The following is a 24958-nucleotide window of genomic DNA, read 5'->3' on the forward strand; positions in this document are numbered from 1 at the left end:
CCGACAAACCGAGAGGAACCATGGCCACGACCATCAAGCACGACGTCAAGGACATCGCCCTCGCGCCGGAAGGCGTGCGGCGGATCGAGTGGGCCGACCGGCAGATGCCGGTGCTGGCGGCGATCCGCGAGCGCTTCGAGCGCGAGCAGCCGCTCGCCGGCTACCGGGTCTCCGCCTGCCTGCACGTGACGACGGAGACCGCGAACCTCATGCGCACGCTCAAGGCGGGCGGGGCGGAGGTCGTCCTCTGCGCCTCGAACCCGCTCTCGACCCAGGACGACGTCGCCGCCGCGCTCGTCGAGGAGTACGGGATCGGGACGTTCGCGATCAAGGGGGAGGACCACGACACGTACTACGCGCACCTCGAGGCGGCGATCGACCATCGGCCGCACGTGACGATGGACGACGGCGCCGACGTGATCGGGATCCTGCACTCGGCCCGCCGCGAGCAGCTCGGCGACGTGATCGCCGGCACGGAGGAGACGACGACCGGCGTGATCCGGCTCCGCGCGCTCGAGCGAGACGGCAAGCTCGGCTTTCCCGTCGTGGCCGTCAACGAGGCGCGCACGAAGCACCTGTTCGACAACCGCTACGGCACCGGCCAGTCGACGATCGACGGGATCATCCGGTCGACGAACGTCCTGCTCGCCGGCCGCTCGTTCGTCGTCGCCGGCTACGGCTGGTGCGGCCGCGGCGTGGCGATGCGGGCCAAGGGCCTCGGCGCGCACGTGATCGTCACCGAGGTCGACGCGATGAAGGCCCTCGAGGCCGTGATGGACGGCTTCCAGGTGATGCCGATGGCCAAGGCCGCCGAGGTGGGCGACATCTTCGTCACCGCCACGGGTGACAAGCACGTCATCGCGCGAGAGCACATCGAGCGGCTGAAGGACGGCGCGATCCTCGCCAACACGGGGCATTTCAACGTCGAGATCGACATCCCGGCGCTCCGTTCGCTCGCGACCGAGACGCGGGAGGCACGGGCGTTCGTCGAGGAGTTCACGCTCTCGGACGGGCGTCAGGTGTACCTCCTGGCCGAGGGGCGGCTCGTCAACCTCGCGGCGGCCGAGGGCCATCCCGCGCAGGTGATGGACATGTCGTTCGCGAACCAGGCGTTCGCCGCCGAGTTCGTGATCAAGAACGCCGCCTCGCTCGAGCGGAAGGTGTACGACGTCCCGACGGAGATCGACGACGAGATCGCGCGCCTCAAGCTCGCGACGATGGGCGTCGCGATCGACGAGCTGACCGAGGAGCAGGCGACGTACCTCGCGAGCTGGGACGAGGGAACGTAGGCGGGGGAACCCCATGGTTCCCCCGGCCGGCCCCCTCCTTCGGGGGTGCGCACGGTTGACCGGGCCTGGCCTCCCGCCGGGCCAAGCCCGGCTCCGGCCGCGCGGGGGCGTGCACAGGCGACCGATGAGTGCAACGACCTGATGCCCGAGCTCGAGCCGCACCGGATCGTCCGCCTCGAGGACGACGCCGTCGTCGTCCTCGACCAGCGGCGCCTGCCGGACGCGGAGGTCGAGCTGCGCTGCGCCTCCGCGGCCGAGGTGGCGGAGGCGATCCGGGTGCTCGCCGTGCGCGGGGCGCCAGCGATCGGCATCGCGGCGGCATACGCGATGGCGCTGGCCGCGGAGCGCGGGGAGGACCTCGACGTCGCCCGTGACGTGCTGGCCTCCTCGCGTCCCACCGCTGTCAACCTTCGCTGGGCCCTCGACGCGATGCGAGAAGACCCGACGCCGGAGCGTGCCGCGCGAGTCCATGCCGACGAGGTGCAGCGCTGCCGGCGGATGGGCGCGCACGCGGCGGAGCTCTTTCCCCCCGGCGCCCGCGTCCTCACGCACTGCAACGCCGGCGGGTTGGCCACGGGCGGCTACGGCACGGCGCTCGGGGCCGTCCGCGCCGCGTTCGAGGAAGGCCGCGTGGCGCACGTCTGGGTCGGTGAGACCCGGCCACTCCTCCAGGGCGCGCGCCTGACCGCCTGGGAGCTCGAGCAGCTGGGCATTCCGCACGCGGTGATCGCAGACGGCGCCGCGGCCTCGTTCATCGGCAACGGCGACATCGACCTGATCGTCACGGGTGCGGACCGGATCGCGGCGAACGGTGACACGGCGAACAAGATCGGCACCTACGGCCTCGCGGTGCTCGCGGCGCACCACCGCATCCCGCTTGTTGTCGTTGCGCCGACCTCGACGCTCGACCCCACGGCGGCATCGGGGGACGAGATCCCGATCGAGGAGCGCGACCCGGCGGAGGTCACGACCCGCTTCGCCGCCCGGAACCCCGCTTTCGACGTGACACCGGGCGAGCTCGTCACCGCGATCGTGACCGAGCGCGGCGTCCACAGGGTGCCCTACGCGGAGACGCTGCCCCGCGAGACGGCCGCCGCCCGATGATCCTCGACCAGGTCGACCGGGGGACCCGGGAGGTGCTCGACCGCTTCGGGTTCGACCCGGATCGGTTCGAGACACTGCGCGCCCGCGTCATCTCCGGTGAGCTCTCGCCCGAGTCGAATGTCGTACGTGGGCGCGTCGAGCCGCCGGCCGATCACGACATCACGCGGCTGCCCGACACCGGCTCGGATGAACGGGCCGAAGCCCGGCAGGCGGGCGTCGCCGCTCTCGAGTCCGGGCGGATCGCCCAGGTCGTGCTCGCCGGCGGCATGGCGACCCGCTTCGGCGGGGTCGTGAAGGGCGTCGTGGAGGCCCTCGACGGCCGCAGCTTCCTCTCCTGGAAGCTCGGCGAGACGGCACGGCTCGCCGATGCGCTCGGGGTGGAGATCCCGGTTGCGCTGATGACGAGCTTCGCGACCGCAGACGAGACGCGGGCGCACGTCGACACGCTCGACGTCCCGGAGCCGCTCTGGTTCTCGCAGTTCGTCTCGTTGCGGCTCACGGAGAACGGCGACCTCTTCCTCGACGACGGCCGGCCGTCGCTGTACTCGCCCGGCCACGGAGACCTGCTGGAGGCGATCCGCCGCTCCCGGACGCTCGACGCCCTTCGCGCGCGAGGCGTCGAGCACGTCGCCGTCTCGAACGTCGACAACCTCGGCGCGCGACTCGACCCCGTCGTGATCGGCGCCCACCTTCTCGCAGGGCGCCCGATGACCTCGGAGGTCGCGGTCAAGCAGGGCGACATGGGGGGTGCTCCGGCGCGCGTCGACGGCCGCCTCGGTCTCCTCGAAGGGCCGCAGTTCCCTCCGGGCTTCGACCAGGAGCGGATCCGGGTGTTCAACACGAACACCACGACGCTCGCGGTCGACGGGCTCGACCGCAGCTTCGACCTCCAGTGGCTCTACGTCCTGAAGACGGTCGGCGGCCGCGCGGCAGTCCAGCTCGAGCGGCTCTACCACCATATCGCCTGGGAGCTCGACACGACCCTCCTCGAGGTGCCTCGCGACGGGCCTCGGGGACGGTTCTTCCCGATCAAGGAGCCCGGGGACCTCGAGCGCTCCCGTCCGAAGCTCCACGAGATGCTGTCGGCGCCGGTGCTCGACTAGGCCCGACCCTGCTCGGGCAGGGCGGCGTCCGGGCCGAGCAGCTCGGCCCCCAGGAGCTGCGTGAGCCATTTCCTGTGCCGGTCGCTCGTCCAGCCGAGCTCGGACACGAGCAGGTGGTAGAGGTCGGGGCTCGCGAGGGCGCAGTAGCGCAGGCCGGCCTCGCTGACGGTCAGGCCGGGACGCAGGTCGTCTCGGAGGTGCGTTCGAATGCGCTCGGTCTGGGCTGCCAGCCGATCCTGGAGCAGCCGGCGGCCAAGCGTGGCCGCGAACGCCTCCTTGTCGGCCGCGCCCCGGATCACCGCGTGGATCGGGCGGGTCCGGGCGAGGATGCCGCAGCTGTGCTCGACCAGCCTCGCGAGGCGCTCGCGCGCGTCGGAGAGCGAAGCGACCTCGGTGGACCACCTCGCGTCCACCGCCGTCGGATCATCGGTGCCCGCGATGGCGGATGCGATCAACGACTCGAGCACTCCGCGCTTGCCGCCCAGGGAGAGATAGACGGTCTGCGCGGAGACGCCGGCGCGATCGGCGATGGCTGCGACAGTCGTCCCGGCGTACCCGCGCTGGACGAACAGCCCGAGGGCCGCGTCGAGGACCCGTCCCCGTGTCCGCTCGGCCTGGTCGGCCCGAAGCGGGGAGTGGTACCTGCGCGACGCCTTGACTTTCCCGGTCATTCGACTAGATTACTTCCCAATTCATTCGAGTCCTTCTCAAGTCAATCGGTGACCGTGGGACGACTCGTGGAGTGCTGATGGATCGGCTCCATCTGGACGGAGTGGATGTCTCCTACGAGGTGCGGGGGGACGGCCCCAAGGTCGTGCTCCTCCACGCTTCGGCCTTCGCCTCGTGGTTCGGACCGCTCGTCGAACGCATGCCGGGGTTCTCCGCGGTGCGTTACGCCCGCGAGCCCGCCCGGGTGGATGGCGGCTTCGAGCCTCTCTCGGCCTCCGAGGATGCCGCCGTCTGCGCCCGGCTGATGGACCACCTCGGGTGGCCGACCGCCCATCTCGTGGGGCACTCCTACGGCGCGCTGATCGCGCTCCAGGTGGCGATGGACGCGCCGGCGCGGGCGCGCTCGGTCGTGCTCCTCGAGCCTGCGCTCCGCGGCGTCCCTAGCTCCGCACAGGTCGTCGCCTCGTTGTCCTCTGTGGCGGACGCCTATAGGAGAGGCGACAGAGACACCGCAGTCGACCTGTTCCTCCAGACAGTCTGCGGGACCGGCTACCGCGACATCCTGGAGCGGGTGGTCCCTGGCTCGTTCGACACGGCTGTGCGGCACGCAGACCTCTTCTTCCAGGTGGAGATGCCGGTCGTGCAGCAATGGAGCTTCGGTGCCGCCGAGGCGGCCTCGGTGGCGCAGCCCGTGCTCAACGTGACCGGCGATCGCACCGCCCCTCGTTTCGTCGAGGGGGCCGACCTGCTCCAGCGTTGGTTCCCCGGGGCAGAGCGGTTCACGCTCCCGGACGCCGGGCACCTGCTCATGGTCGAGAACCCCGAGGCGCTGGCCGTCGGCCTCGAGGGGTTCTTCGGCCGGCACCCGATCGGGTAGCCGCCCGTCGTCCGCGTGCACGAAGGCGGCGCGAAGACGGCACGCCCGCGTCACAGCCTGCGTCCTAGCCTGAGACATGGGCGTGCTCGGGCTCGTCCTCCCCTCCCGTTGCGCGGGCTGCGACGTCCCCGGACCGGCGCTCTGCACCCCGTGCGCTGCGGCGCTGATCCGCATCGGACCGCCCGTCTGCGAGCGTTGCGGCTGCCCGGGAGCCTGGCCGGTGCGCCGCTGCGTCGAGTGCGCGGGCCGGAGGCTCGCGTTCGCGCGTGCCCGAGGAGCAGTCGTCTACGACGAGCGGGCGAGGCGGCTGATCTCCGCCTGGAAGGAGCGCGGCAGGCGCGACCTCGCCGGCCCGCTCGCCGCGATCGTCGAGGAGCTGATCGCGCGGCCCGGCGCCGACGTGGTCACGTACGTGCCCGGCGATCGCGAGCGCGGCAGAGAGCGGGGACACGTGCCCGCCGCGCGGCTCGCACGCGCGCTCGGCGAGCGGTGGAGCCTGCCGACCGAGGGGTTGCTCACGCGGACACGCGCGTCGGTCAGGCAGGCGGCGCTGCCGCGCGCGGAGCGGCGCGCCAACGTCCGAGGGGCCTTCGTGGTGGCGCGGGACGTGCCTCGACGGGTCGTCCTCGTCGACGACGTCTACACCACGGGTGCCACGGTCTCGGCCTGCTCGGGCGTCCTTCGACGCGCGGGCGCGCGGCGTGTCGAGGTCGTATGCCTGGCCAGGGCGGTGCGCTAGCGTTGGAGGCGAGCAACGAGAGGAGGCGCCATGCGACTGCAGGTCACGGTGCGGCACGGGCACGTGAACGACGGGGTCCGGAGCTACGTGGAGTCGAAGTTCGCCAAGCTGGGAAAGCGCCTCCACGAGACCACGCTCGTGGACGTCGTGCTCGATCGAGAGCGGAACCCGCGAATCGTCGACGATCACGTGGTCGAGGCGGAGCTCCACGTCAAGGGGCCGAACCTCTTCGGCCGGGAGGCCGCGACCACCTACGAGGCCGCCACGGACCTCCTCGTCGACAAGCTGGAGCGTCAGATCGTGCGCCAACGCGACAAGAAGGTGCAGGAGCCCCGGCGACGAACCGGGATCCCTCCGGCCGAGCCCGTCCCGGTCGAGCAGATCGAGGAGACGCTCCGCACCGGCGCCGACGGATAGCCCTTGCCGCTTCCGCACGATCCCGGGCCGCACTGGGGCGAGGTCGGGATCCACGGGCTGCACCGTCACCGCGAGTGGGATCTCGTGACGACGGTCGAGGTCAGTGGGCTCGTAGGGGAGGAGGCGTGGTTCGTCGCACTCCCCGACGGACGGGTCGTGATCGAGGAGGGCATGGTCGATCCCTCTCCTCTGGCCCACGCCGTCGCCCTGGCGCCGCCGTATCGAGCACACGCAGTGCGCCGCGACATGGCGCTTTGGGTCGTGGGAGCGAAGCGCATCGAGACCGTCACGCTGCTCGAGGACCCCGGCGGGGACGCCGTCGAGCTGGCATGGGACGGGAGGGAGCGCACGGTGCGGATCGACGGCGAGCCGACCCTCGCGGGCGTGCCCGAGCTCGAGCGGCTCGCGTCGGCGCGTCACGCGACGTACGTCGTCACGGCGCGCCGCCTCGAGGGCGACGTGTGGGAGATCTCGGTGACGCCGCTCTGATCGCTGGGCTCAGGCGAGGGGGCCGGAGCGCCAGCTCACGCTTCGCCCCCGTGCCCAGCCGGAGCCCCAGCTGTCCGTCGCGAAGAGCATCGGCTGCCACGGCTCGACCTGGATCACCTGGAGCAGGGTGTCGTCTCCGGTGGCGACGCGCCGCGCCCGCACCTGGCTACCGGTGCGGTACACGACCCGTCCCTGGCGGTGGTCGAGCATCCGTGCGCCGGCCGGAAGGGTGACCGATGCGGGGCCGACCGTGACTTCCCGTCCGATCTGGACGAGCGGGCCGGGAAGCGCCAGGGCGATCGCCACGACGTCCCCCGGCTCGTGCTCGACCGTCCGGATCACCTGTCCCGTGCTCGAGAGGAGTACCTCGCGCCCGTCCGCGAGCGACGCCAGCACGCGGGCCGGGCCGGGGCCGACCCCGGACGTGAGCAGTCGCACGGGGCTGCCCAGGTCCTTGCGGAAGAGCCGCGCGCCCCCCTCGCTCACGTAGGTGACAGTGTCCCCGACCGCGTAGGGGACACCGTCGCGGGTGCCTGCGCCGAGCACGATCGCTGCGGGGCCGCCGGATTCGGACGAGGCGAAGGCGAGACGTCGCGGCGACCTGCGCGTGGGGGTCGCGGTCCAGAGCTGCCAGTCGGTGAAGTTCCCCCCGATGTGCGTGAGCCAGAAAGCCCGGTGCCAGGACGTCGAGACCGCGGAGATCCCGAAGCCTCCGCTCGGCCCCTCCTCGCAGCCGCGGATCGTCCGCTCACCGTACGTCCACAGGCCGCGTGTGGCGGTGTCCCAGAGCCGCACCGAGCCGCAGCTTGCGCTCGTCTTGCCGACGGCGTAGACGACCGAGCGACCCGTGACGGAGAGCGCCGTGACGGGTGCCGCGTTCACGACGCTGCGGCCCGGTGTCAGCACCGCGCCTGCGGTTGCCGGAACGGCGAGCGCCACGAGGAACGAGATCGCCACGAGTCGCATCCCCGGAATCATGGGCCTCGCGCATGAAGGCGCGATTATGGGTTCGTTCGGAAACGAGCCGCGCGAGATCGGCCGCAGCGAACTCGGTACCCTCTACCCATGCCCACCACGAGCTTCGGACGCTTCGAGAAGGTCCTCCGGATCGGCGAGGGACGACGTCTCAAGCGGCTCGGCGAGCAGGCCGCGTACATCACGTCGCTCGAGCCCGATTTCGAGGGCCTCTCGGATGCCGAGCTCCTCGCCAAGACAGCCGAGTTCAAGCAGCGGATCGAGAACGGCGAGTCGCTCGACGAGATCCTCTACGAGGCGTTCGCCGCCGTCCGGGAGGCACGCAAGCGGGAGTCGGGGCAGCGCCTCTTCGACGTCCAGCTGATGGGCGGGATCGTCCTGCACGAGGGCGACATCGCCGAGATGAAGACGGGCGAGGGGAAGACCTTCGTCGCGAGCGCGCCGCTCTACCTGAACGCTCTGGCCGGCGACAACGTCCACCTCGTGACCGTCAACGACTACCTCGCGAAGCGCGACGCGGAGTGGAACCGGCCCGTGTACGACCGACTCGGCGTCACGGTTGCCTGGATCGAGAACATGATGCCGTTCGCGCGGCGCCGGGAGGCGTACGCCGCCGACATCACGTACGGGACGAACTCGGAGTTCGGCTTCGACTACCTCCGCGACAACATGGCCGTCGCCCTCGAGGGAACCGTGCAGCGCGGGCACGTCTTCGCGATCGTCGACGAGGTCGACTCGATCCTGATCGACGAGGCGCGGACGCCGCTGATCATCTCCGGCGAGCCCGAGACCGCCGCGAAGACGTACTACGACTTCGCACGGGTCGTCAAGGAGCTCGAGGGCGCGCCGCTGACCCGCAAGGTGATGAAGGGCGAGGACGAAACCGAGCTCTCGGGCGCGGACTTCCTCTACGACGAGAAGTTCAAGACCGTCTCGCCCGCGCAGTCGTCCCTCGACAAGGTCGAGCGTGCACTGGGGATCGACAACCTCTACGACCCGCGCAACGTCCAGCTCGTCAACCATCTCACGCAGGCGCTCAAGGCGCAGTCCCTCTACAAGCGCGACGTCGACTATGTCGTGCAGGACGGCGAGGTCAAGATCGTCGACGAGTACACGGGGCGGATCATGGAGGGGCGCCGCTGGAGCGAGGGCCTGCACCAGGCGATCGAGGCGAAGGAGGGCGTCGCGATTCGCGAGGAGAACGTCACGCTCGCCACGATCACCCTGCAGAACTACTTCCGCCTGTACGAGAAGCTCGCCGGGATGACGGGCACGGCGAAGACGGAGGAGAAGGAGTTCGTCGAGATCTACAACCTCCACGTCGTCGAGATCCCCACCAACGTCGCCGTCGCGCGCGCCGACGAGAACGACTACATCTTCAAGACGAAGGACGCGAAGTGGAACGCAGTGCTCGAGGACATCGTCGAGCGCCACGAGGCGGGCCAGCCGGTGCTCGTCGGCACGATCGCGGTCGAGACGTCCGAGTACCTCTCCGAGCTCCTGACGCGACGCGGCATCCCGCACAACGTGCTGAACGCGAAGGAGCACGAGCGCGAGGGACAGATCATCATGGACGCAGGTCAGCCGGGCGCGGTCACGATCGCGACGAACATGGCCGGCCGCGGCGTCGACATCAAGCTCGGCGAGGGGGTCGTCGAGGCCGGCGGGCTGTACGTGCTCGGCACCGAGCGACACGAGTCGCGCCGGATCGACAACCAGCTGCGCGGCCGCTCCGGGCGTCAGGGCGACCCGGGCGAGACGCGCTTCTACCTCTCTGCGCAGGACGATCTCGTCCGCCTGTTCGCCGGCGACCGGATCCACGGGATCATGGAGCGCTTCAAGATCCCGGACGACCAGCCGATGGAGGCGTCGATCCTCTCGCGCCAGATCGAGAACGCGCAGAAGAAGGTCGAGGAGCAGAACTTCGTCTCGCGGAAGAACGTCCTCAAGTACGACGACGTGATGAACACGCAGCGCGTCGTCATCTACGAGCAGCGGCGGCGCGTGCTGGAGGGCGACGACCTCTCGGACGAGATCCGCACCTGGATCGAGGAGGTCATCGCCGCAAACGTCGCCCAGTTCACCGACGCCGAGGCGGCCGAGGAGTGGGACCTCACCGGCCTCGTCGCGCAGATGCGCTCGCTCTACGGCACCGACATCACGGTCGAGGAGCTCCGCGAGGAGGTGGCGGTCGACAGCCGCGACGCTCTCGTCGACGAGTTCGTGGAGGATGCCCTCGATACGTACGCGGAGCGCGAGGAGTCGTTCGGCTCCGACCTGATGCGCGAGATCGAGCGGTACGTGATCCTCCAGATCGTCGACACCCGCTGGCGCGAGCACCTGGAGTCGATGGACTACCTCCGCGAGGGCGTGCACCTCCGGGCGATGGCCCAGAAGGACCCGCTCGTCGAGTACCGCGGCGAGGGCCACGTGATGTTCGAGGAGCTCGGGCGCGTGATCCGCGAGGAGGTCGTGCTCACTCTGTTCCACGTCGAGGTGCAGCGCGAGGAAGCCGAGCGCCAGCTCCAGCCCGTTGCCGCGCCGCAGCCCACCGCGTACGAGCACGAGAGCGTCCACGGCGCGGATGCGATCGCCGCCGCCGGCGGGGGGGCCGCGACCGCGCTCGCCCCGGCGCCTGCGACGACGGCGACCGGCGCTCCCAAGCCGGTCGTCAACGAGCACCGGGACATCGGGCGAAACGACCCGTGCTGGTGCGGGTCGGGCAAGAAGTTCAAGCGCTGCCACGGCGCTTAGCGTTGGGGAAGCCCATGGTTCCCCAACGAGCCCTCTCCTTCGTCGTGCACGGGTAGGAAGGAGCGCCATGGGCAGAACGACCTCGATCGTCACGGGCGTCGACTTCGTGTCGATCCCGACCAGGGACCTCACGGCGGCGGCCGACTTCTACGAGAACGTGCTCGGCCTGGAGCGCTCGAGCGCCTGGCAGCGTCCGGGCGAGGAGCCGCTCGGCATCGAGTTCGAGACCGGTACCGTCACGATCGCCCTGATCGCCGCCGAGCAGGTCGGCATCCCATTTCAGCCGCACGAGGTCCCGATCGCCCTCCAGGTCGACGACGTCGCGGTCGCGCGCGCGGAGCTCGAGGCCCGCGGCGTCCAGTTCAAGGGCGAGATCGTCGACAGCGGGGTCTGCCATCAGGCGCTCTTCGAGGATCCCGACGGCAACTCGCTCGATCTCCACCACCGGTACGCGCCGCGCGCAGCCAGGGCCTGAGCCATTCGGAGCTCGACGGGCGCGCGTCGGCGGTGTCTGGCTTTCGTCCCGGATCCGCGCTCGCGTGGCGATGGGTGCGCGGCCGCGGTGTCTGCTTCAGCCGGACACCTGCTCTCACGCCGGACGACGCGCTTCTCCTCGGCTCAGCCGCTCCTCCAGGTGCACGTCGACCGTGTCCCCGGCCTCTTTCCCGATCGCGCGACGGGTGTCTGCTTTCAGCGGAAGCATGTGGGTCCCGTCCCCCATCGCCATGAAGGCGCTGCGAAACGGATGGCCGTCGACCGTGCCGGCGACCTTCACGAGCCCCCGCGTGCCGAAGAACTCGACGGAATCGGGCATCACGACGTACGTCCAGCCGGCCTTGCCCGGGCTCTTCACCAGGGTTGCCGTGAACCGCTTCCTCAACGGTGTTCGAGCCTGATCCGGAGGCGTCTGGGTAGCCATGTTCGTCTCCTTTCGAGCGTCGGCGACCACGTGTCCGCGCATCGCGATTCGGGGCGCTTTGGTCTCGATGATCGATGCCACGATCTCGCGCGTTCGGCTGCGTGGCCTGGCGCGTCTGGGCAGCTCCCGGTGAGGACGATCTCATGGCATCGATCAGCTAGTGGTCACGTGTGGGATCGGACCCCCGTCGGCGGCGGATCTCATCGGCGTTCCCGGGCGACGAGCCTGGCCGTACGTCGGAGCGGCCCGCGACCGGGCCGGAACCTGCGCGAAAACACGGCACGATTCCGGCACACACGCGTGACGAGATCGTGGATACCGTGACTTCAGGGGGGCCATCCGCCCCCCTGGGGGAACGTGGGGCCACCGACGGAACCGCCTTCGCCGCCGTCACCGTAGCTCCCGCCGCCCCCGCGCCCGCCACTGACGACCGCGGTCGAGCCGCCGGGGAGGAGCCTGGGACACAGCTGGGCGGGCCGACCTGGCTCCTGCTCGCGCTCCTCTCAGCGTCGCTCGGCCTGTATGCCGGCATTGCAGCAGACGTGGTGCACAACGGACGGCTCGCCGAGGTCGACGTCGACATTGCGACCTGGGTCGCGGGCTCGATGCCGAGCTGGGCCGAGTGGCTCGCGCGGCCGTTCACCTGGGTCGGTGGCCTCGTGGGCGCCACCGCGGTGGTCGTGGCCGCGGCAACCTGGCTTCTCGTCCGCAGCTCCCGCGCCCAGGCGCTGATCCTCCTCGTCGCAGCAGGCGGGATTCAGCTGCTCGTGATGACGGGCAAGGAGGGCTACGACCGCCCGCGCCCCGACGTCGGGAGCGCGATCGACCTCCCCTCGTCGTTCTCGTTCCCGAGCGGCCACGCGGCGACGGGCATCGCCGTCTTCGGGCTCCTCGGGCTGCTCGCGTCGATCTACGCACGGACCAGAGCTGCCCGAATCGCCGCGGTCGTGGCAGGGTTCGCGCTCGGCGCGGCTATCGGCGCGAGCCGGGTGGTCTTGAACGTGCACTACCTCTCCGACGTGCTCGCCGGCGCGTGCCTCGGCTTCGCGTGGCTCGTGACGTGCATCCTGCTCGTGCGCCTCGCCCGACGCCTGAGGAGCTGAGCCCGGGGCGCGGCCCGGACCGTCTCGACGCCAGCCGGTACGATCGCCGGCATGGCAGTCACGGACGACAGGCCCGTCGCCGACCAGCTCGAGGAGCTCGGGACCCAGCTTGCCTGGGTCCGTGACTACCTTTGACCCCGATGCGTTGACGCGCCGACTGGCGGAGCTCGAGGAGACGATGGGCTCGCCGAGCTTCTGGGACGACCAGGCGCAGGCCGCCCGCATCTCGACCGAGCACGCACGCACGACGCGCAAGCTCGAGCGGTACGAGGCGCTCCGCCGGGAGGTCGACGAGGCCGCGGAGCTGCTCGAGCTGGACCCGGAACTCGAGGCCGAGGTCGCGGAGCAGGTCGCACCGGTGCGCGACGAGCTCGCCCGGCTGCAGGAGGAGGCGCTGTTCAACGGCGAGTACGACCCGGGAGACGCGGTCGTCACGATCACCGCCGGCACGGGCGGCACGGACGCGCAGGACTGGGCGGAGATGCTTCTCCGCATGTACCTGCGCTGGACCGCCGACCGCGGCTTCCAGGCCGAGCTCGTGGAAGCGAGCCCCGGGGAGGAGGCGGGGCTCAAGTCGGCGACGTTCACCGTTCGCGGTGAAAACGCCTACGGGCTGTTCAAGGCGGAGCGCGGCGTCCATCGGCTCGTTCGCCTCTCCCCGTTCGACTCCGCACACCGGCGCCATACGGCGTTCGCACAGGTGGTGGTCGCGCCGCTCCTGCCCGAAAGCGAGGAGGTCGAGATCGACGAGGGCGACCTGAGGATCGACACCTACCGCGCGAGCGGGGCGGGAGGACAGCACGTCAACAAGACGGACTCGGCGGTACGGATCACGCACCTCCCGACCGGCATCGTCGTGCAGTGCCAGAACGAGCGGTCCCAGACGTCCAACAAGCAGACTGCGATGCGCATCCTGCGCTCGCGGCTCGCGGAGCTCGCCGAGGAAGCGCGGGAGGCGGAGCTCGCGAAGGAGCGGGGGAGCAAGGTCGACGTCGGCTTCGGCAGCCAGATCCGCTCTTACGTCCTCCATCCGTATCAGATGGTCAAGGATCACCGCACCGACCACGAGGTCGGCAACGCGCAGGGCGTCCTCGACGGCGCGCTCGACGGCTTCGTGCAGGCCTATCTCCTCGCTCGCGCGACTGGCAGGGCCTAGCCGTCCGACGGCGATCTCGGGCTGATCCGTCGCAGGACTCGGCTACAATCGAGCGAACCTGAACCGGAGCGGCCACGGGGGTCACTGCCGCGTAGAACGCTCTCGCCCGGTGCATGGACGATCTCCTCACATCAGCATCTGATTCCGCCGCCGCGCTCCTGGAAGGCCCGGACGCTTCGACCGACAACGGCTCGAAGCAGGCCGCCTCCGCGGCGATGATCGTCTTCGAGGACGTCCGGAAGGTCTACGACCCGGATGTCCTCGCCCTCGATCGCGCCTCGTTCGTGATCGAAAAGGGCGATTTCGTGTTCGTCGTGGGCCCCTCGGGCTCGGGCAAGTCGACCATCATCCGGCTCCTCCTGAAGGAGCTCGAGCCCACGTCGGGCCGCATCATGGTCGGGGGGCGCGACCTCACCCGCCTGAAGCGCTCGAAGGTGCCGCTCCTGCGCCGCAACGTCGGCTGCGTGTTCCAGGACTTCAAGCTGCTGCGCGACCGCTCCGCATTCGAGAACGTCGCCTACGCGCTGCGTGTCCAGGGCGAGTCGTCGACGTCGATCCGGCGCAAGGTTCCGGAGGTGCTCGCGCTCGTCGGCCTCGCCCACAAGGCCGGGTCGCGGCCCGACGAGCTCTCGGGCGGGGAGCAGCAGCGCGTCTCGATCGCGCGGGCGGTGGTGAACCACCCGCCGCTCCTGATCTGCGACGAGCCGACCGGGAACCTCGACCCCGACACGTCGGTGGGGATCATGCAGCTCCTGCACAGGATCAACACCGCCGGCACGACGATCCTGATGGTCACCCATGACCGCGAGATGGTCGACAAGATGCGCAAGCGCGTGATCGCGCTCGACGACGGGAAGGTCGTCCGCGACGAGCGCCGCGGCGGGTACGAGACGGAATGAGCCGCTTCAAGCTCGTCGTCTCGGAGGCGTTCCGCTCCATCGGCTCCAACATCTCGACGTCGTTCGCCGCGACGATGACCGTGCTGATCGGGATGTTCCTGCTCGGCCTGCTGATCGCCCTGGGCTCGTGGGTCGTCTCGTGGTCCGAGCACGTCAAGGACCAGCTCGAGGTGAAGGTCTTCTTCGTGGAGGGCGTCACGCCCAAGCAGGTGAACGCGGTCGGATCGTTCCTCCGCACCGACGAGCGGATCAAGGACTACCAGTTCGTCTCGCGGGCGGAGGCTCTCGAGCGCATGCGGAAGAAGTACCCGGAGCTCACCGAGAATCTCCCCACCAACCCGCTCCCCGCGTCGTACGAGATCACGCCGAGGCGGGCGGAGGCGGTGAAGGAGCTCTCTGCCGCGCTCCGCGCGCAGGAGTTCGCGGGCGTCGAGCGCGTGAAGGACGGGCAGCAGACCTCGAAGCGGATCCTCCAGGTCGCACGGGTGATCGAGGTGGTGTTCCTCGTCGCGGTGATCGTCCTGCTGGCGGCCTCCGTCCTCCTGATCGCGAACACCATCCGGCTCTCGATCTTCTCCCGCCGCCGCGAGATCGAGGTGATGAAGCTCGTCGGGGCGACGAACTGGTTCGTCCGCGGGCCGTTCATGGTCGAGGGCCTCCTGTGCGGGCTGTTGGGTGCGCTCGCCGCCGTGGTACTGCTCCTCGTCGGCAAAGAAGTGGCCCTGCCCTCGATCCTGGGTCACATCGACTCCTCCGACGACGTGCGTGCGCTCGGCTTCGGCCTGATCGCGCTGATCCTGCTCTGCGTGGGGCTCGTCGTCGGCGCCCTCGGCTCGGGGCTGACGTTGCGCCGGTACCTCAAGGTCTGACCACCACACGGCCGGCTCGGCCAGGGCGATTGGGCCTTCCTGGCGTCGGCACCGCTCTCCGAGCCGTGTCCGGTGCGGACGTGTCTACGTGCCTGGCACGCTCCTCGCCCCGCTTCGGCGTCAACCCGCGCTCGAGGAGCGCAAATTGCGACGTTCTCGGCGGTCCGACTTGGCCTGATCGGACGCGGCCGTGTCGGACGTGGCTACGTGCCTGGCACGATCCGGCTCGGACCACGCCTGGGGGCGCACCGACGGCGCGGCTACCGTTGCCCGATGCCGCGCAGCCGCCGCTCCCGCCCGCCGAGGCGCCCTTCCCGCTCGGCGCGCCACGCCCGCGCCACCGGCGCCTACAAGCGCGCCGCAGTGAAGCGCGCCGAGGACCGGATCGAGATCCGCCTGCCCGAGCGGCGCACGCCGCCGGAGAGCGTCGTCGCGCACCTCGGCCCAACGAACTCGGGTAAGACCCATGACGCGCTCGGGTTCCTCGCCGAGAGCGGCCGCGGGGTCTACGCGGGGCCGTTGCGGATGCTGGCGCAGGAGGCGCACCGACGTCTATCGGCCCAGCTCGGGGAGGGCCGCGTCGGGCTCGTCACCGGTGAGGAGCGAGTCAACGAGCACGCGCCCATCCTCTGCTGCACGGTCGAGATGGCTCCCGGCTCGGGTGAGGTGCTCGTGCTCGACGAGGTGCAGTGGGCGGACGACGAGGAGCGGGGCGCGGCCTGGACGCAGCTGCTGCTCGCCGGGGAGTACCGCCACGTGCGGCTGCTCGGCGCGCTCGACGCGCTGCCGCTCGTCCGGCGGGCGTTTCCCCACGCGGAGCTCCGCGTGCACGAGCGCAAGCTGCCGCTGGAGTTCGTCGGTGCGAGACAGCTACGCGGGCTCGCGGTGGGCACCGTCGTGGTCGCCTTCAGCCGCAAGGCGGTGCTCGCGCTCGCGGGCGAGATCAATCGGCTGCACCCGGACAAGGTGGCCGTGCTCTACGGCGCGATGCCCCTCGCGTCGCGCCGCGAGGAGATCGACCGCTTCCTCTCGGGCGCCGCGGACGTGTGCGTGGCGACGGACGTCCTCGGGCACGGCGTCAACCTTCCGTGCGAGACGCTGCTGTTCGCGGAGACGACGAAGTTCGACGGCGAGGCGCGGCGCAACCTGCTGCCCTGGGAGCTCGCCCAGATCGCCGGCCGGGCCGGCCGGTTCGGGCTGGTCGAGCGCGGGCACGTCGGCGTGCTCGTCGGCGTGCCGTGGGCGAGCGCCGACCCCGAGCTCGTCGAGTCGGCGCTCGAGCCGCACGTCCAGCTCCCCGAGGGGTACCGCGGCTACAGGATCGTGGACGAGGCGCGGATCGGGCCGCGCCTCGGAGATCTGGGAATCGACGACCCGCGCGACCTCGACGCCGCCCTCGCAGCCTGGCATCGCGTCGCGACGCGTCAGTGGGCCCACGAGAGCTGGCTCGCGGTCGAGTCGCTCCAGCCCATCCGCGGACGCCTGGCCGTGGTGGAGCGCCATCTGCGGAGCCGGGGCAGGCGCCTCGGCCTCGACGAGACGTGGCAGCTCGTCAATGCGCCGATCGATCCCGACGGCGCAGAGCTGCTGGGCGTGCTGGCGCTCGCGGTCGCCGGGGATCGTGCGCAGCGCCCTCTGCTGCAGTTCCTGCTCGACACCTCGCGGCTTCGCGACGCCTCCCTCGAGGAGGCGGAGGAGGCGGGACGGGTCGCCGCCATCCTCCGGTGGTTCGCGCTCCAGTACCTGGGCGTCGGCGGCGTGACGATGGAGCGGGCGGCCGCGCTGGAGCAGGCGGCCGCGGAGCGCGTCGTCAGGCGCCTGTCGGTCGAGGTGCGCGACGGCAAGCTCGGGCGCTGCCGCTCGTGCGGCCGGACGTGCCCGCCCTGGTATCCCCTCTGCGACAGGTGCGCGCGGTCGGGCCGGCGGTAGGCCCGCGGCTGGGGCACCACCCCCGCGCGCGCGCCTGATATGACCTTGGGCATGGACGTCGATGAGCTGCGCCGACTCCCCCCGCTCGCCGGAGTGAGCGAGACGGGCCTCGCGCGCCTCCTCACGCGCGCCGCGGAGCTGGAGGCCGAGGAGGGCCAGGTGCTCGCCCTGCAGGACGACCCCGGAGCAGGGATGTTCATCCTCTGCGACGGCACCGTCTCGGTCGAGCTCCGGTCGGGCAGCCTCGAGCTCGGGCCGGGGGACTTCTTCGGCGAGCTCGCCCTCCTGGTGGACGACGGCGCGCGGGTCGCCCGCGTGCGGGCGACGACACCCGTGCGGTGCCTCTCGATCCCCCGCGCGGACTTCCTCGCGCTGGTCGAGACCGAGCCCAGCTTCGCGCTGCACATGCTGCGGGAGCTCGCGCGCCGGCTGACCGAGGCTCGCGCGGCGGTCTAGGCTCCGGGGGGCGGCAGGTCTCGCCCTACAATCCGCCGCGTGTCAGGCTCCAAGCTCATCGCCGAGAACCGCCGCGCGCGGCACGACTACCATCTCCTCGATCGCATCGAGGCCGGTCTCCAGCTGACGGGGACCGAGGTGAAGTCGCTCCGCGAGGGCGGTGCCCAGCTGGGGCAGGCCTACGCGGAGATCCGCGACGGCGAGGCGTGGCTGGTCGGTGCGTCGATCTCGGAGTACGCGCGGGGGAACATCTCGAACCACAGGCCGGAGCGCGACCGCAAGCTGCTCCTCCATCGGCGCGAGATCGACTCGCTCTACGGGAAGGTGCGCGAGAAGGGCCTCACGCTCGTCCCCACGCGGCTCTACTTCAAGGACGGTCGCGTGAAGGTCGAGATCGCGGTGGCGCGCGGCAAGGAGCGGATCGACAAGCGCCGCGACCTCGCCGAGCGTGACGCGCAGCGCCAGATGGAGCGCGCGCTCAAGGCGCGCCGCTAGCCGTCTCGTCCTCGATGACGCGTCGCATCGTTCGTGCTGCCCACTCGACGTCTGGTGTCTCGGTCCCGTCCCAGCGCTCGATCTCCGCGGCCGCCCACGACGCCCAGCGTGCGGCGGCGCGGGCCTGCTCGAGCATGAGCGTCAGCAGGAGGGCGTTCACGTGAATCCGGTCGGGGAAACGCCCGTTCCCTCCTGCGTACTCGTCGCCGAGACGGAGGAAGTGCTCGATCGTCTCCTCCGCATCGACCGAGACGCGGGCAACCGCCGCTAGCAGGTCCGCCTTCGAGCCGAGGTTGCCGTACAGGATGCGAAGTGCAGCCTCGGACTCGAGACGTTGCCCCGCCGGGGGCTCCTGGAGCCAACCACGAAGCGCCGCGCGCCCCTTCGCCGTGATCGCATAGACGGTGCGTTTGCGATCGCCGTTCCACTCAGCCGTGGCGGAGGCGTAGCCGTCCTCGACGAGGCGCTTGGGCTCGGCGTAGAGGTTGCTCTCGGCCCGAGGCCAGATGAAGTGGAGCGACCGCTTCATCAACTGGGCGAGGTCGTAGGTCGCCCAGGGCTGGATCGCGAGCAGGCCGAGGATCGCGTACGAGGTCGTCGTGAGAGGTCGACTTGACATTGCTCCTGACAGGAGTATATCTTACTCCTATCAGGATACTCCTATAGGGAGTATTCGCGCGATTGGAGGAGGAGACATGCATCTCTCGCTTCGGCGCCTTACCAGCCTCACGGCGACGGTGGCGCTCCTCGCGACGCTCGCGCTCGGCGTGGCGCCGGCTGCGCTCGGCGACGACTGGGCTCGCGACCGCGCCGCCGGGATCGCCCTGCAGCAGCTCGATCCGGCAATCCGCACCGCCATCGAGGTGCGCTCGTCGGAGAGCCCGATCGCGTCGACTGCCGATGCGACGGCGCCGTCGCCCGACGACGGCTTCGCGTGGGGCGCGGCATTGCTGGGTCTCGGTGCAGGCGCCATCGGGATGTGCGTCTTGCTCGGATGTGTCACGCTCGTGCGGCACGATGGCCGGCTTCGCAGCGCCTGATCGGAACGGGGGGATCCGGATGTCGAGGCATCCGGATCCTCCTCCGACACCCGCGATTCGCCGGGCGCGCGCGGACGAGCTCGACGTCATCGCCGCGCTCTTCGGGCCGGCGCTCGCGGTCTATCGGGGGTCACGTTCGGATTGGATCCTCGACGCGTACCTCGCCGACCTCGTCGACCCTGCGCGCGTGCGCGGAAGGTTCGATGTGGCGGAGACCTACGTCGCGGTGCAGACGGGGCGCATCGTCGGGTCGATCGCGTTCTACCCCGACATCGTCCTCGAAGGCTGGAGCAACCTCCCAAGCGGCTGGGCGGGATTCCGGGCGCTGGTCGTGGATCCCGGTGTCCGCGGCGCCGGTATCGGGCGGGCGCTCGTCGAACGGTGCATGGCGCGAGCGCGAGGGGTAGGCGCACCGACGCTGGGAATCCACACGATCTCGCTGTTGACAGACGCGGTACGCCTCTACGAGCGGCTCGGCTTCGTCCGCTGCCCCGAGTTCGACCTACTGGCCGCGGACATCTTCCCCGCCGACGACGCGGACGACATGACCGGCCGCGCGTTTCGCTACGACCTCGCGCCGGCATCCATCCGACCACCTCGCGCCGTCTCTGGGCCGTCGGCTAGCCGAGCGTCGGGAAGCAAATCGCGCCGCGCACCGTGATCGAGCCGGGCGTGACGACGTACCCGAAGCGCTCGTTCAGTCGGCGGATCGGCTCGTTGCGCTCCTCGTTCTGGGTCTCCAGACGCTCGTAGCCGCTCTCCTTCGCCCACGCGATCTCGGCGGCCTTGAGCGCGCGGGCGATCCCGCGGCCGCGCCAGGCGCGCAGCACGCCCGTCATGTCGTGCATCGCGACGGTCGGGCGCGCGAGGGAGAGCGACAGCTTCGCGTAGGCGACCACTTCGCCCTCCGCGAACGCAAGGAACGTCGCTTCCGGGCGGTCGCCCGCGCCCTGCATGTCCATCGAGAGCCACTCCTCGAAGGAGGCGATCTCGGCTTCCTCCTCGCCCGGGACGTCGGGATACGCCTGACGAGCGACCTCGTACATGCCTCGCTCGACGCCCGGCCGCTGTGCCCACGAGACGATCTCGATCCCATCGGGGGCCTCGACCCGTGGCGCCTCGATCGCCGTGAGATCGAGCACGAGCATCGAGTTGCGCCCGACCTCTACGAACCCTCGTCGGCCGGCCCAGGCGAGCGACTCGGCGTCGGCCTCCTTGACGCCTCCCATCAGCTCCCCGTAGCCGAGGCCGCGCGCCCACGCCGAGAGCTCGGCGAGCAGTGCCGAGCCGAGACCACGGCCGCGGGCGTCGCCGACCACTCGCACCTCTGCCCGCGCCACGCCCTCGGGCGAATGCCAGCCCCCGACCCCGATCCCGGTGCCGACGTCGCGCCCGGCCTCGGAGGCGAGCAGCCAGATCGTCTCGCGCGCCTGGCGCTTCCAGTCGAGGTATCCCTCCGCCGTGTCGACCTCGTCGAGCGCGGCCTTCGATGCCTCGACCCAGCGGTCGAGCTCGTCCTCGTGGATCTCCCGGATCTCGGTCACGGGCGCAGCCTAGGGCAGCGTTCCACGCTGTGGAGCCGTAGTAGGCTGGCCACAGGCTCACTGGACGAAGGGAGGCCGCCAGGTGCGAAGCGTTGCGCTGACTGTGAACGGGACGCGGCACGAGCTCGAGCTCGAGCCTCGCGAGCTGCTCGTCTACGTCCTTCGCGATCGACTGCGGTTGACGGGCACCAACGTCGGCTGCGACACGTCCTCGTGTGGTGCGTGCACCGTGCTCGTCGACGGGGCGGCGGTGAAGTCCTGCACGGTGCTGGGCGTGCAGGCGGAGGGGGAGGAGATCACGACCATCGAGGGCCTCGCGAGGGACGGTGAGCTCCACCCCGTCCAGCAGGCGTTCCACGACCGCCACGCCCTCCAGTGCGGCTTCTGCACGCCGGGGATGGTCATGGCGACCGTGTCGCTGATCGAGCACGGCGAGGCCACGGGCGAGGAGGCGATCCGCATCGGCCTCGAGGGGAACCTCTGCCGTTGCACCGGCTACCACAACATCGTCGCAGCGGTGCAGGACGCTGCGAGCGCAATGGGGAGGGCGTCATGAGCGCGACGGAGGAGAGGACGGCGTACGTCGGCGCTCCGGTCAAGCGGCGGGAGGACGAGCCGCTCCTCACCGGGCGCGCGACCTACGTCGACAACATGGCCCCCGTGGGCACGGTCTCGATGGCCGTCGTCCGCAGCCCCTACGCACACGCGCGGGTCACGAGCATCGACCTCGAGGCGGCACGCGGGGCCGACGGCGTGGTGGCGGCCTTTTCCGCAGCGGACCTGCAGGGTGACTGGAAGGCTGCGATGCCGTGCGCGTGGCCGGTCACCGAGGACATGAAGAACCCGCCGCACTATCCGCTGACCGACGTGGCCTGCTACCAGGGCGACGGCGTCGCGGTCGTGATCGCAGAGTCCCGCGGCGAAGCGCAGGACGCGGCCGAGCTGGTCGAGATCGACTGGGAGCCGCTCGACGCGATCGTCGACGTCTCCAAGGCGCTCGACGAAGGATCCCCGCTCGCCCACCCGGAGCTCGGGACGAACGAGTGCTACGTGTGGCGGCTCGACACGGACGCCACCGGGGAGGCGCTCGAGGACGCCGACGTCGTCGTCACCTGCCGGTACTACCAGCCGCGGTTGATCCCGAACGCGATGGAGCCTCGGGCCGTCGTGGCGGTGCCCGGCGCGACGGGCGACCTGACGCTGTACTCCACGACGCAGATCCCGCACATCCTGCGGCTCCTCGCCGCGGCGACGCTCGGGCTCAACGAGTCGAAGGTGCGCGTCGTCGCGCCCGACGTCGGCGGCGGCTTCGGCTCGAAGTGCGACGTCTACGCCGAGGAGCTGCTCGCCCTCGCGCTCGCGGTTCGACTCGGCCGTCCCGTGAAGTGGGTCGAGGAGCGCACCGAGGGATACCTCTCGACGATCCACGGCCGGGACTTCGTGACGGAGTACACGCTGGCCGCGCGCAAGGACGGGACGATCACCCACTGCCGCGCCAAGGTCACCGCGGCAATGGGCGCCTACCTGCAGCTCGTGACACCGGGGATCCCGCTGCTCGGGGCGTGGATCTACTCAGGGCCGTACGCGATCCCGAACTACAGCGTCGAGTTCACCGGCGTCTTCACGAACACGACGCCGACCGACGCGTACCGCGGAGCCGGCCGGCCCGAGGCGACCTACGTCATCGAGCGGACGATGAACGCGCTCGCCGACGAGCTCGGGATGGACCGGCTCGAGGTTCGCCGCAAGAACTTCATCACGGAGTTCCCGTTCACCATGGCCTCGGGGCTCACGATCGACTCGGGCGACTACCACGCCTCGCTCGACAAGCTGCTCGAGCTCCTCGATCTCGACGCGCTCCGCGCGGACCAGGCGAAGCGGCGCGAGAACGGCGAGGTGAAGCAGATCGGGGTGGGCTTCTCGACGTACAACGAGATGTGCGGGCTCGCGCCGTCCCGCATCCTCGGGGCGATCCGGTACGCCGCGGGCGGCTGGGAGCAAGCGACGGTCCGCTTCCTGGCGACCGGTACGGTGCAGGTCGTCACCGGCACCTCCCCCCACGGCCAGGGGCACGAGACGGCCTGGGCGCAGATCGCGGCCGAGCGGCTCGGCCTCGAGGTCGACGAGGTGGAGGTGCTGCACGGCGACACGGCCGTCTCGCACTTCGGCCTGGACAGCTACGGGAGTCGGAGCCTGCCCGTCGGCGGCGTCGCCGTCTGGCACGCGGGTGACAAGGTGATCGAGAAGGCGCGTCAGCTCGCCGCGCACGAGCTCGAGGTGTCGGCCGACGACCTCGAGTACGCGAACGGCTCGTTCGCCGTGAAGGGCTCCCCCGACAAGGAGCGCACGCTCAAGGCGCTCGCCTTCTCCGCCTGGGCGGCGCACGATCTCCCCGAGGGGATGGAGCCCGGCCTGGAGGGGACGGCGACGTACGACCCTCCGAACTTCTCCTGGCCCGGCGGCGCCCACGCCGCCGTCGTGGAGGTCGACACCGAGACCGGCGACGCGCGGCTCGTGCGGTACGTCGCGGTCGACGATGTCGGCGCGGTCGTCAACCCGATCATCGTCGACGGCCAGGTGCACGGCGGGATCACGCAGGGGATCTCGACCGCGCTCTACGAGGAGGGCGTGTACGACGAGGACGGCAACCTGCTCTCGGCGAACCTCCTCTCCTACCTCGTGCCGTCCGCGGCCGAGCTGCCGTCGTACGAGCTCGATCGCACGGAGAGCAAGAGCCCGACCAACCCGCTCGGCGTCAAGGGGGTGGGGGAGACGGGCACCATCGCGGCGGCACCGGCGGTGCTCGGCGCCGTGCTCGACGCCGTCTCGCACCTCGGCGTGAAGGACATCCAGATGCCGGCCACACCCGAGCGTGTCTGGCGTGCGATCCAGGAGGCGAAGGCGTGATCCCCGCACGGTTCGACTACGACGTCGCCGAAAGCGTCGAGCACGCGATCGAGCTGCTCGCCGCGGGTGGGGGCGACACGAAGCTGCTCGCGGGCGGCCAGTCGCTGATCCCGGCGCTCAAGCTCCGCATCGCGCGTCCCGCGAAGCTCGCCGACCTGGGGCGGCTGGACGATCTCGCGTACGTGAAGGACGGAGGCACGCACATCGCGGTCGGGGCGATGACCCGGCACGCCACCGTTGCGAAGGATGCGCTCCTCGCCGAGCACTGCGCGATCGTCTCTCACACCGCGGCACAGATCGGGGATCCGCAGGTGCGCCACCGGGGAACGATCGGTGGAACGCTTTCCCACGGCGATCCGGCCTCGGACATGCCGGCGGTCGTCCTCGCGCTCGGTGGCGAGCTCGTCGCCCGCGGCAAGGGCGGCGAGCGGGTCATCCCGGCGACGGAGTTCTTCACCGGCGTCTTCGAGACGGCCCTCGCACCCGACGAGGTGCTCGTCGAGGTACGCGTCCCGAAGCTCGCCGCGTCGACCGGGTGGGCCTACGTGAAAGCGAATCGGCGGGCCCAGGACTGGGCGACGGTGGGCGTCGCGGTGCTGGTGCACCGCGACAACGGCACGGTGGCGGGCGCGTCGATCGGGCTCGTCAACATGGGCGGCACGCCGCTTCGCGCACGTGCGGCGGAGGATGCGCTGGCGGGCGGAGCGTCGGTGGGCGATGCGGCCGCCGCGGTCACCGACGGTGCCGAGCCGCCGAGCGACCTCGCGGCCTCGTCGGAGTACCGTGCTCACCTCGCGCAGGTCGTCGCCAGAAGGGCCCTAGAGCAGGCGATGGCGGATTAGAACGGGACGGGCATTGCCCGTTCCACGCTAGAAGCCGATCGGCGACTCGATCGCTTCGGCCAGCGCGTCCTCGGGGCGGAGGTCGTCGTCCTCGATGATCAGGCGGTGCGTCAGGACGTACGGCGCCATCTCGCGCGCGTCCTCGATCGTCGCTGCCTCGCGACCCTCGAGTCGCGCGTGCGCCTTCGTCGCGCTCATCAGGTGGATCGCGGCGCGTGAGCTGGCACCGAGCATCACTCCGTCGATCACGCGCGTCTTGCGGACAACGCCCACGACGTAGCGAGCCACTTCTTCCGGGACGAGCGTCGCGTCGAGCTCGAGCCTCGCCTTGTCGAGCCCCACGATCCCGAGCAGGGGCATGATCTCGCCGAGCATGTCCGGCG

General features: G+C 70.7%; 27 protein-coding genes. 21 read left to right on the forward strand and 6 right to left on the reverse strand.

Features of this window, described 5'->3' with window-relative positions; all coding sequences use genetic code 11:
- Positions 1–20 precede the first annotated feature (20 nt).
- The 3 genes from VFO26_RS09405 to VFO26_RS09415 all read left to right on the forward strand — a co-directional run bounded on the left by VFO26_RS09405 (position 21) and on the right by VFO26_RS09415 (position 3496).
- On the forward strand, positions 21–1289 hold the full coding sequence (locus VFO26_RS09405) for an adenosylhomocysteinase (protein WP_325114702.1): 1269 nt from the start codon (positions 21–23) through the stop codon (positions 1287–1289).
- A gap of 141 nt (positions 1290–1430) precedes the next feature.
- A complete protein-coding gene (mtnA, locus tag VFO26_RS09410) occupies positions 1431–2393 on the forward strand; it encodes an S-methyl-5-thioribose-1-phosphate isomerase (protein WP_325114703.1) in 963 nt (320 codons plus the stop codon).
- Complete coding sequence (locus VFO26_RS09415) at positions 2390–3496, forward strand: UTP--glucose-1-phosphate uridylyltransferase (RefSeq protein WP_325114705.1); 1107 nt, start codon at positions 2390–2392, stop codon at positions 3494–3496. The genes mtnA and VFO26_RS09415 overlap by 4 nt, the downstream gene beginning before the upstream one ends.
- On the opposite strand, the gene VFO26_RS09420 is transcribed toward VFO26_RS09415, so the two are convergent.
- Positions 3493–4167, reverse strand: coding sequence for a helix-turn-helix domain-containing protein (locus VFO26_RS09420; RefSeq protein ID WP_325114706.1), 675 nt, complete (start codon positions 4165–4167; stop codon positions 3493–3495). The genes VFO26_RS09415 and VFO26_RS09420 overlap by 4 nt on opposite strands.
- A gap of 77 nt (positions 4168–4244) precedes the next feature.
- Between VFO26_RS09420 and VFO26_RS09425 the strand changes: the two genes are divergently transcribed.
- From VFO26_RS09425 to VFO26_RS09440, 4 genes are all read left to right on the forward strand, one after another.
- Positions 4245–5042 (forward strand): alpha/beta hydrolase, encoded by a 798-nt coding sequence (locus VFO26_RS09425; protein WP_325114707.1) that lies wholly within the window; start codon positions 4245–4247, stop codon positions 5040–5042.
- Positions 5043–5118: 76 nt separating this feature from the next.
- Complete coding sequence (locus VFO26_RS09430) at positions 5119–5781, forward strand: ComF family protein (protein WP_325114708.1); 663 nt, start codon at positions 5119–5121, stop codon at positions 5779–5781.
- Between the two features lie 30 nt (positions 5782–5811).
- A complete protein-coding gene (gene hpf, locus VFO26_RS09435) occupies positions 5812–6198 on the forward strand; it encodes a ribosome hibernation-promoting factor, HPF/YfiA family (protein WP_325114709.1) in 387 nt (128 codons plus the stop codon).
- A gap of 3 nt (positions 6199–6201) precedes the next feature.
- Positions 6202–6687: a hypothetical protein gene (locus tag VFO26_RS09440; protein ID WP_325114710.1), complete on the forward strand. Its 486-nt coding sequence runs from the start codon at positions 6202–6204 to the stop codon at positions 6685–6687.
- Positions 6688–6696: 9 nt separating this feature from the next.
- Here the strand turns inward: VFO26_RS09440 and VFO26_RS09445 are convergent, their stop codons facing one another.
- Positions 6697–7653, reverse strand: coding sequence for a hypothetical protein (locus VFO26_RS09445; RefSeq protein WP_325114711.1), 957 nt, complete (start codon positions 7651–7653; stop codon positions 6697–6699).
- Positions 7654–7752: 99 nt separating this feature from the next.
- Here VFO26_RS09445 and secA point away from each other — a divergent pair, with 99 nt between their 5' ends.
- Positions 7753–10416: a preprotein translocase subunit SecA gene (gene secA, locus VFO26_RS09450; protein ID WP_325114712.1), complete on the forward strand. Its 2664-nt coding sequence runs from the start codon at positions 7753–7755 to the stop codon at positions 10414–10416.
- A gap of 67 nt (positions 10417–10483) precedes the next feature.
- Positions 10484–10891, forward strand: a complete 408-nt coding sequence (locus VFO26_RS09455; RefSeq protein WP_325114713.1) for a VOC family protein — start codon at positions 10484–10486, stop codon at positions 10889–10891.
- 114 nt (positions 10892–11005) lie between these two features.
- Here the strand turns inward: VFO26_RS09455 and VFO26_RS09460 are convergent, their stop codons facing one another.
- The gene (locus VFO26_RS09460) at positions 11006–11335 is read right to left on the reverse strand and encodes a DUF1905 domain-containing protein (protein ID WP_325114714.1); all 330 of its coding nucleotides are present in this window, start codon (positions 11333–11335) and stop codon (positions 11006–11008) included.
- 320 nt (positions 11336–11655) lie between these two features.
- Here VFO26_RS09460 and VFO26_RS09465 point away from each other — a divergent pair, with 320 nt between their 5' ends.
- The 7 genes from VFO26_RS09465 to smpB all read left to right on the forward strand — a co-directional run bounded on the left by VFO26_RS09465 (position 11656) and on the right by smpB (position 18242).
- Entirely contained in the window at positions 11656–12438 is a 783-nt protein-coding gene (locus tag VFO26_RS09465) for a phosphatase PAP2 family protein (RefSeq protein ID WP_325114715.1), read from the forward strand.
- 51 nt (positions 12439–12489) lie between these two features.
- Positions 12490–13594, forward strand: a protein-coding gene (prfB, locus tag VFO26_RS09470) for a peptide chain release factor 2 (RefSeq protein ID WP_340368625.1) whose coding sequence is annotated in 2 segments (ribosomal slippage) — positions 12490–12570 and positions 12572–13594 — 1104 coding nt in all. Because the reading frame shifts where the segments join, the coding sequence is not laid out codon by codon here.
- 113 nt (positions 13595–13707) lie between these two features.
- A complete protein-coding gene (gene ftsE, locus VFO26_RS09475) occupies positions 13708–14493 on the forward strand; it encodes a cell division ATP-binding protein FtsE (RefSeq protein WP_325114717.1) in 786 nt (261 codons plus the stop codon).
- Positions 14490–15362: a permease-like cell division protein FtsX gene (ftsX, locus tag VFO26_RS09480; RefSeq protein WP_325114718.1), complete on the forward strand. Its 873-nt coding sequence runs from the start codon at positions 14490–14492 to the stop codon at positions 15360–15362. Before ftsE ends, ftsX begins: the two co-directional genes overlap by 4 nt.
- A 273-nt stretch (positions 15363–15635) precedes the next feature.
- Positions 15636–17291: a helicase-related protein gene (locus VFO26_RS09485; RefSeq protein ID WP_325114719.1), complete on the forward strand. Its 1656-nt coding sequence runs from the start codon at positions 15636–15638 to the stop codon at positions 17289–17291.
- Between the two features lie 51 nt (positions 17292–17342).
- A complete protein-coding gene (locus VFO26_RS09490; RefSeq protein ID WP_325114720.1) occupies positions 17343–17747 on the forward strand; it encodes a cyclic nucleotide-binding domain-containing protein in 405 nt (134 codons plus the stop codon).
- Between the two features lie 30 nt (positions 17748–17777).
- Positions 17778–18242: an SsrA-binding protein SmpB gene (gene smpB, locus VFO26_RS09495; RefSeq protein WP_349259069.1), complete on the forward strand. Its 465-nt coding sequence runs from the start codon at positions 17778–17780 to the stop codon at positions 18240–18242.
- Here the strand turns inward: smpB and VFO26_RS09500 are convergent.
- Positions 18226–18861, reverse strand: a complete 636-nt coding sequence (locus VFO26_RS09500; protein ID WP_325114722.1) for a PadR family transcriptional regulator — start codon at positions 18859–18861, stop codon at positions 18226–18228. The two genes, smpB and VFO26_RS09500, sit on opposite strands and share 17 nt — an antisense overlap.
- Before the next feature lie 76 nt (positions 18862–18937).
- On the opposite strand from VFO26_RS09500, the gene VFO26_RS09505 reads away from it, so the two are divergent.
- Together VFO26_RS09505 and VFO26_RS09510 are read left to right on the forward strand one after the other, a co-directional pair.
- Complete coding sequence (locus tag VFO26_RS09505; protein ID WP_325114723.1) at positions 18938–19282, forward strand: hypothetical protein; 345 nt, start codon at positions 18938–18940, stop codon at positions 19280–19282.
- A gap of 19 nt (positions 19283–19301) precedes the next feature.
- Entirely contained in the window at positions 19302–19943 is a 642-nt protein-coding gene (locus VFO26_RS09510; RefSeq protein ID WP_325114724.1) for a GNAT family N-acetyltransferase, read from the forward strand.
- On the opposite strand, the gene VFO26_RS09515 is transcribed toward VFO26_RS09510, so the two are convergent.
- Positions 19903–20826, reverse strand: coding sequence for a GNAT family N-acetyltransferase (locus VFO26_RS09515; RefSeq protein ID WP_325114725.1), 924 nt, complete (start codon positions 20824–20826; stop codon positions 19903–19905). The two genes, VFO26_RS09510 and VFO26_RS09515, sit on opposite strands and share 41 nt — an antisense overlap.
- Before the next feature lie 103 nt (positions 20827–20929).
- Here VFO26_RS09515 and VFO26_RS09520 point away from each other — a divergent pair, with 103 nt between their 5' ends.
- The 3 genes from VFO26_RS09520 to VFO26_RS09530 are packed head-to-tail and all read left to right on the forward strand — an operon-like array spanning position 20930 to position 24575.
- Positions 20930–21382 (forward strand): (2Fe-2S)-binding protein, encoded by a 453-nt coding sequence (locus VFO26_RS09520; RefSeq protein WP_325114726.1) that lies wholly within the window; start codon positions 20930–20932, stop codon positions 21380–21382.
- Positions 21379–23733: a xanthine dehydrogenase family protein molybdopterin-binding subunit gene (locus tag VFO26_RS09525; protein WP_325114727.1), complete on the forward strand. Its 2355-nt coding sequence runs from the start codon at positions 21379–21381 to the stop codon at positions 23731–23733. Before VFO26_RS09520 ends, VFO26_RS09525 begins: the two co-directional genes overlap by 4 nt.
- The gene (locus tag VFO26_RS09530; protein ID WP_325114728.1) at positions 23730–24575 is read left to right on the forward strand and encodes a xanthine dehydrogenase family protein subunit M; all 846 of its coding nucleotides are present in this window, start codon (positions 23730–23732) and stop codon (positions 24573–24575) included. The genes VFO26_RS09525 and VFO26_RS09530 overlap by 4 nt, the downstream gene beginning before the upstream one ends.
- Before the next feature lie 27 nt (positions 24576–24602).
- Here the strand turns inward: VFO26_RS09530 and VFO26_RS09535 are convergent.
- Positions 24603–24958, reverse strand: a 356-nt coding sequence (locus VFO26_RS09535) for an AAA family ATPase (protein WP_325114729.1), incomplete at its 5' end; no start/stop codon positions are given.

It is taken from the genome of Gaiella sp. (assembly GCF_035710885.1).
Taxonomy (GTDB): Bacteria; Actinomycetota; Thermoleophilia; order Gaiellales; family Gaiellaceae; genus Gaiella.

What these genes read in the sequence shown, in the direction of transcription:
- VFO26_RS09405 (WP_325114702.1), top strand. Translation starts at nt 21, where the DNA reads ATGGCCACGACCATCAAGCACGACGTCAAGGACATCGCCCTCGCGCCG.
- mtnA (WP_325114703.1), top strand. Translation starts at nt 1,431, where the DNA reads ATGCCCGAGCTCGAGCCGCACCGGATCGTCCGCCTCGAGGACGACGCC.
- VFO26_RS09415 (WP_325114705.1), top strand. Translation starts at nt 2,390, where the DNA reads ATGATCCTCGACCAGGTCGACCGGGGGACCCGGGAGGTGCTCGACCGC.
- VFO26_RS09420 (WP_325114706.1), bottom strand. Translation starts at nt 4,167, where the DNA reads ATGACCGGGAAAGTCAAGGCGTCGCGCAGGTACCACTCCCCGCTTCGG.
- VFO26_RS09425 (WP_325114707.1), top strand. Translation starts at nt 4,245, where the DNA reads ATGGATCGGCTCCATCTGGACGGAGTGGATGTCTCCTACGAGGTGCGG.
- VFO26_RS09430 (WP_325114708.1), top strand. Translation starts at nt 5,119, where the DNA reads ATGGGCGTGCTCGGGCTCGTCCTCCCCTCCCGTTGCGCGGGCTGCGAC.
- hpf (WP_325114709.1), top strand. Translation starts at nt 5,812, where the DNA reads ATGCGACTGCAGGTCACGGTGCGGCACGGGCACGTGAACGACGGGGTC.
- VFO26_RS09445 (WP_325114711.1), bottom strand. Translation starts at nt 7,653, where the DNA reads ATGCGACTCGTGGCGATCTCGTTCCTCGTGGCGCTCGCCGTTCCGGCA.
- secA (WP_325114712.1), top strand. Translation starts at nt 7,753, where the DNA reads ATGCCCACCACGAGCTTCGGACGCTTCGAGAAGGTCCTCCGGATCGGC.
- VFO26_RS09455 (WP_325114713.1), top strand. Translation starts at nt 10,484, where the DNA reads ATGGGCAGAACGACCTCGATCGTCACGGGCGTCGACTTCGTGTCGATC.
- VFO26_RS09460 (WP_325114714.1), bottom strand. Translation starts at nt 11,335, where the DNA reads ATGGCTACCCAGACGCCTCCGGATCAGGCTCGAACACCGTTGAGGAAG.
- ftsE (WP_325114717.1), top strand. Translation starts at nt 13,708, where the DNA reads ATGGACGATCTCCTCACATCAGCATCTGATTCCGCCGCCGCGCTCCTG.
- ftsX (WP_325114718.1), top strand. Translation starts at nt 14,490, where the DNA reads ATGAGCCGCTTCAAGCTCGTCGTCTCGGAGGCGTTCCGCTCCATCGGC.
- VFO26_RS09485 (WP_325114719.1), top strand. Translation starts at nt 15,636, where the DNA reads ATGCCGCGCAGCCGCCGCTCCCGCCCGCCGAGGCGCCCTTCCCGCTCG.
- VFO26_RS09490 (WP_325114720.1), top strand. Translation starts at nt 17,343, where the DNA reads ATGGACGTCGATGAGCTGCGCCGACTCCCCCCGCTCGCCGGAGTGAGC.
- VFO26_RS09500 (WP_325114722.1), bottom strand. Translation starts at nt 18,861, where the DNA reads ATGTCAAGTCGACCTCTCACGACGACCTCGTACGCGATCCTCGGCCTG.
- VFO26_RS09505 (WP_325114723.1), top strand. Translation starts at nt 18,938, where the DNA reads ATGCATCTCTCGCTTCGGCGCCTTACCAGCCTCACGGCGACGGTGGCG.
- VFO26_RS09510 (WP_325114724.1), top strand. Translation starts at nt 19,302, where the DNA reads ATGTCGAGGCATCCGGATCCTCCTCCGACACCCGCGATTCGCCGGGCG.
- VFO26_RS09525 (WP_325114727.1), top strand. Translation starts at nt 21,379, where the DNA reads ATGAGCGCGACGGAGGAGAGGACGGCGTACGTCGGCGCTCCGGTCAAG.